3 protein-coding genes are annotated in these 5,448 nt (G+C 65.9%); 1 reads left to right on the top strand and 2 read right to left on the bottom strand.

Translation table 11 applies throughout. The features are described from left to right. Positions 1–487 (top strand): IS4 family transposase (locus tag AC1DS3_RS34590; protein ID WP_477128950.1); only part of this gene is annotated, 487 nt, incomplete at its 5' end. Positions 488–522: 35 nt separating this feature from the next. Here the strand turns inward: AC1DS3_RS34590 and AC1DS3_RS34585 are convergent. After that, the gene (locus AC1DS3_RS34585) at positions 523–792 is read right to left on the bottom strand and encodes a CopG family ribbon-helix-helix protein (RefSeq protein WP_441630850.1); all 270 of its coding nucleotides are present in this window, start codon (positions 790–792) and stop codon (positions 523–525) included. A 201-nt stretch (positions 793–993) separates the two neighbouring features. Further along, entirely contained in the window at positions 994–5,040 is a 4,047-nt protein-coding gene (purL, locus tag AC1DS3_RS34580) for a phosphoribosylformylglycinamidine synthase (RefSeq protein WP_477128949.1), read from the bottom strand. Positions 5,041–5,448: the final 408 nt, after the last annotated feature.

The following is a 5,448-nucleotide window of genomic DNA, read 5'->3' as shown; positions in this document are numbered from 1 at the left end:
CGTCACACCTGTGGTGTGGCGACTGCTGACCAATCGCGAGGCGCAGAACACGGACGCCATTGTCGAGTTAATTGATTGGTATCGAGCCCGATGGGAGATCGAGATGTTCTTCCACGTCCTGAAGACTGGATGCAAGGTCGAGGCGCTGCAACTATCGCAAATGGAGCGTGTGGAGCGGGCCTTGGTGTTGTACATGGTTGTGGCATGGCGCATTGCCAGGCTGATGCKGTTGGGCAGAACCTGCCCTGAGTTGGACGCATCGCTGTTCTTCGACGCTGACGAGATACGAGGGGCATATGTGCTCGCGAAAAAGGCCCGTCCAAAGACACCGGTTACGCTCAATCAGATGATCCGCTTGGTCGCTTCTCTGGGCGGGTTCCTTGGGCGCAAGAGTGATGGCGAGCCCGGCGCCAAAACGATCTGGATCGGCCTCCAGCGAACAATGGATGCCGCGTTCATGATTCAGGCGCTGCGGGAGGACTCATGACTTCTGTATAACGGTCCACTTAAGGTCCATCAGCATCAGCGCGAGACCGGCGGGGGCGTGTCCGTGCCGAGACCATCGGCCCAAGCCTGAACGGCCTGATGATCGATCACGCGACCTGCGTCCACGTCAGCCAAAGCCTCACGTGTCAGCCGGCTGCGCTCTTCCTCCTGATCGATCCAGGCAGATAGGGCCTGCTTCATGATCCAGCCGCGCGAGCGCTCCAGGCGGGTCGCAAACTGATCGACCTTCTCGGCCAGTGGCAACGGCACATGAACGGTCAGCACCTTGGTTTCGGTCTGTGCCATATGTAGTCCTTCTCGATGCGGGTTGAATCACAGTGAATCATAGCGATTAAAGATGGCCCGTCCAAACCGAAGGCCTTGGTTGGGCATTTTTCAGCACTTATCTGAGGCAGCCAACCCGCTCAGTGAATCCCGCATCGACAAAAGGAAAAGCCCGCGCGAAGCGGGCTTTTCCTTTCTACAGCGCGAAGAACAGCAGGCCGTTCAACCCACCCACTTGCGCGCGTTGCGGAACATGCGCATCCACGGGCTGCCGCCGTCTTCCACCTGCTTCCAGGCGTCCGGCGCCCAGCTCATGGTGGCGGTGCGGAACACGCGCTCCGGGTGCGGCATCAGCACGGTGAAGCGGCCATCGGTGGTGGTCACCGAGGTAATGCCGTCCGGCGAGCCGTTCGGGTTCAGCGGGTAGGTTTGCGTCGGCGCGCCGTGGTTGTCCACGAAACGCAGCGCCACCTGGGCCTGGCTCTTGTCGCCTTGCTGCGAGAAGTCGGCGAAGCCTTCGCCGTGCGCCACCACGATGGGGATGCGGCTGCCTTCCATACCGGCGAAGAAGATCGACGGCGAGGATTGCACTTCCACGGTGACGTAGCGCGCTTCGTACTGTTCCGACTGGTTGCGGGTGAACTTGGGCCATGCGCCCGCGCCGGGGATGATCGGGGCGAGGTTGCTCATCATCTGGCAGCCGTTGCACACGCCCAGCGCGAAGGTGTCCTGGCGGTTGAAGAACGCCGCGAACTGCTCGGCCATCTGCGCGTTGAACAAGATGGTCTTGGCCCAGCCTTCGCCGGCACCCAGCACGTCGCCGTAGCTGAAGCCGCCGCAAGCGACGAAGCCGGAGAAGTCGGCCAGGTTGGCGCGCCCGGCGATCAGGTCGCTCATGTGGACGTCGTGCGTGTCGAAGCCGGCGCGGTCCATGCTGTACGCCATTTCGATCTGCGAGTTGACGCCCTGCTCGCGCAGGATCGCCACGCGCGGACGCGCGCCGGTGGCCACGAACGGTGCGGCGATGTCTTGCGCCGGATCGAAGGTCAGCACCGGCGAGATGCCCGGGTCCGCCGCGTCGAGCACGCGATCGTATTCGCTGTCGGCGCAAGCCGGGTTGTCGCGCAGGCGCGCGATGCGCCAGCTGACTTCGCTCCAGGTGCGCTGCAGCTCGCTGCGCGCGGCGCCGAATACCTTCTTGGCATCGCGGTAGATCTCGATCTGGTCGGTGGCATTGGGCTTGCCCACCACGTGGCTGCAGGCCGACAGGCCAACTTCGCGCAGCACGGCGAACACGGCGTCACGCTCTTCCTGGCGTACCTGGATCACCGCGCCGAGTTCTTCCGAGAACAGCGCGCGCAGGGTCTGCTCGTCGCGGCGGCCGGAGATTTRCTGCGCCCAGTTCTTGGCGTCGCCGAAGTCCTGTTCCTGCACGGGGTCCAGCGCCAGCATGTCGACGTTGAGCGACAGGCCGCAATGGCCGGCAAAGGCCATCTCGGCCAGCGCTGCCATGAAGCCACCGTCGGAACGGTCGTGGTAAGCCAGCAGCTTGCCGTCGCGGTTCAGGCGCTGGATCACGTTGAAGAAATTCTTCAGGTCTTCGGCGCTGTCCACGTCCGGCGTGGTGTCGCCAACCTGCTGCGTCACCTGCGCCAGGATGCTGCCGCCGAGACGGTTCTTGCCACGGCCGAGGTCGATGGCGATCAGCACGCTGTCGCCCGCATCGGTGCGCAGTTGCGGGGTCAGGGTGCGGTCGGTGTCATCCACGGCGGCAAACGCCGAGATGATCAGCGAGACCGGCGCGACCACTTCCTTGTCGACGCCGTCGTCCTGCCACTTGGTGCGCATGGACAGCGAATCCTTGCCCACCGGGATGCTGATGCCCAGCGCCGGGCACAGTTCCATGCCGACCGCGTGCACGGTGTCGTACAGCTTGGCGTCTTCGCCGTCCACGCCGCAGGCGGCCATCCAGTTGGCGGACAGCTTGACCTTGCCCAGGTCCTTGACCGGCGCGGCGGCCAGGTTGGTCAGCGCCTCGCCGATGGCCATGCGGCCCGAGGCGGGGGCGTTGATCACGGCCAGCGGCGTGCGCTCGCCCATGGTCATGGCTTCGCCGGCGCGGCCCTTGTAGTCGAGCGTGGTCACGGCCACGTCGGCCACCGGCACCTGCCAGGGGCCGACCATCTGGTCGCGCGCGTTCATGCCGCCAACCGTGCGGTCGCCGATGGTGATCAGGAACGACTTGCTGGCCACCGTCGGGTGGCGCAGCACGTCGCGCACGGCCTTGTCCAGCGCGATGCCGGTCACGTCCACCGGGGGCAGGCTTTGCTCGACGTGCTTGACGTCGCGGTGCATGCGCGGCGGCTTGCCCAGCAGCACGTCCATCGGCATGTTCACGGCATAGTGTTCCTTGAGCGCCGCGTCGACATGCGCGTCGACCAGTTGCAGCTGCTGCTCTTCGGTGGCGATGCCCACCACGGCAAACGGCGAACGCTCGCGCTGGCACATGGTCTGGAACAGCGGGAAGGACTCCGGCGCCACCGCCATCACATAGCGTTCCTGCGACTCGTTGCACCAGATCTCGGCCGGGCTCATGCCCGACTCTTCCAGGTGCACCTGGCGCAGGTCGAAGCGCGCGCCGCGGCCCGCGCCGTCCACCAGCTCGGGGAAGGCATTGGAGATGCCGCCCGCGCCCACGTCGTGGATCGACAGGATGGGATTGTCGTCGCCGAGCTGCCAGCAGGCGTTGATGACTTCCTGCGCGCGCCGCTCCATTTCCGGGTTGCCGCGCTGGACCGAATCGAAGTCCAGGTCGGCTGTATTGGTGCCGGTCGCCATCGAGCTGGCGGCGCTGCCGCCCATGCCGATGCGCATGCCCGGGCCGCCCAGCTGGATCAGCAGCGAGCCGGCCGGCAGCGCCTTCTTGTGCGTGTGGCCGGCGTCGATGTTGCCGATGCCGCCGGCGATCATGATCGGCTTGTGGTAGCCGCGCACGGTGCCGCCGACATTTTGCTCGTAGACGCGGAAGTAACCGCCCAGAATGGCACGGCCGAATTCATTGTTGAACGCGGCGCCGCCGAGCGGGCCTTCGGTCATGATTTGCAGCGGCGAGGCGATACGGTCCGGCTTGCCGGTCACGCTCACCTTGTCGTCCGGGTTGCGGTGCGCCACCGGCTGGKCGGCGTCGCGCGCGTTTTCCCAGCCTTCCACGGCGTCGKGCAGCATCAGGTTGGAGACCGTGAAGCCGGTCAGGCCAGCCTTGGGCTTGCCGCCACGGCCGGTGGCGCCTTCGTCGCGGATTTCACCGCCGGCGCCGGTGGAGGCCCCGGGGAACGGCGAGATGGCGGTCGGGTGGTTGTGCGTCTCCACCTTCATCAGCGTGTGGGTCAGCGCCTCATGGCGGCCGTACTTCTGCCCGGTGCCGCGCGGGAACCAGCGCTCGGCCACATCGCCTTCCATCACCGCGGAGTTGTCCGAGTACGCCACGATCGACCCTTGCGGGTTGAGCTGGTGGGTATTGCGGATCATGGCGAACAGGGATTTGTCCTGCTGCACGCCGTCGATGGTCCAGGTGGCGTTGAAGATCTTGTGGCGGCAGTGCTCGCTGTTGGCCTGCGCGAACATCATCAGCTCGACGTCGGTCGGGTTGCGTTCCAGCTTGGCGTAGGCGTCGACCAGGTAGTCGATCTCGTCTTCCGACAGGGCCAGGCCCATTTCGGTATTGGCTTGCGCCAGCGCGGCGCGGCCACCGGAGATGTCGATGAAGCGCAGCGGCTTGGCCGGCAGTTCCTGGAACAGGCCGGCGGCGTCTTCACGCGAAGCCACCACGCTTTCGGTCATGCGGTCGAACAGGTGGGCGGCCACCGCGGCGCGCGTGCCGGCATCCAGCGTCTTGCGCCCGCGCAGCAGGCCCTTCTTGCAGATCACTGTGATCTCGATGCCGCGCTCGATGCGGTGCACATGCTCGAAGCCGCAGTTATGCGCGATGTCGGTCGCCTTGCTGGCCCACGGCGAGATGGTGCCGAAGCGCGGAATCACCACAAAGCGATCACCGTCGGTTTGTGCCTCGAACGGCGCGCCATAGGTCAACAGCGCGCCGATGCGGGCGCTGTCGTCTTGCGACAGCGGCACGTCGGTGTCGACAAAATGCAGGAACTGGCCGTGCACCGACTCGATGTCGGCGTCGATCTGCTTGAGGGCGGTGAGCAGGCGTTGCTGGCGAAAGGCGGAAAGCGCCAATGCACCGGGGAAGCACGAGAAATGCGCCATGGTCTGAGCGGTCGGGAGGGCAGGAGGTAGGGGCTGCTACCGGCCGGCGCCGCTGGTTGGGGCGCCGTGCTGGCGGGAAACCAGGATTATACCTTGTCGAGGGGGGTTTCCCGCGTTGCAGCAGAGGTGGCTTGACGGACAAAGGCGGCAGCGGCCCGGACAAGCTCCGCAGCCATCACGCGGGCCAGGCGACATCCGGGCTAATTGCGCCTGGAAAATCACATGATCCTCCCCCACCCCAATCCACCCTGCTACCCGCTACTGCCCGCTGCCGCCCCATCCCAGCCCACGCCACCGCGTTGCCATCCAGCGCGTGCTGTGGCTCCAGCGCCACCGTGGCCTTGCCGTGACCTTGCACCGCCAGCCGGAACGGCTGCGACTCGCCGACGGCGAGGCCGTGGCCGGCTC

This window comes from Cupriavidus sp. 01L46 (assembly GCF_056399905.1).
Note: the sequence above shows the minus strand (reverse complement) of the source record. Positions and strands in the feature narration are given on the sequence as shown.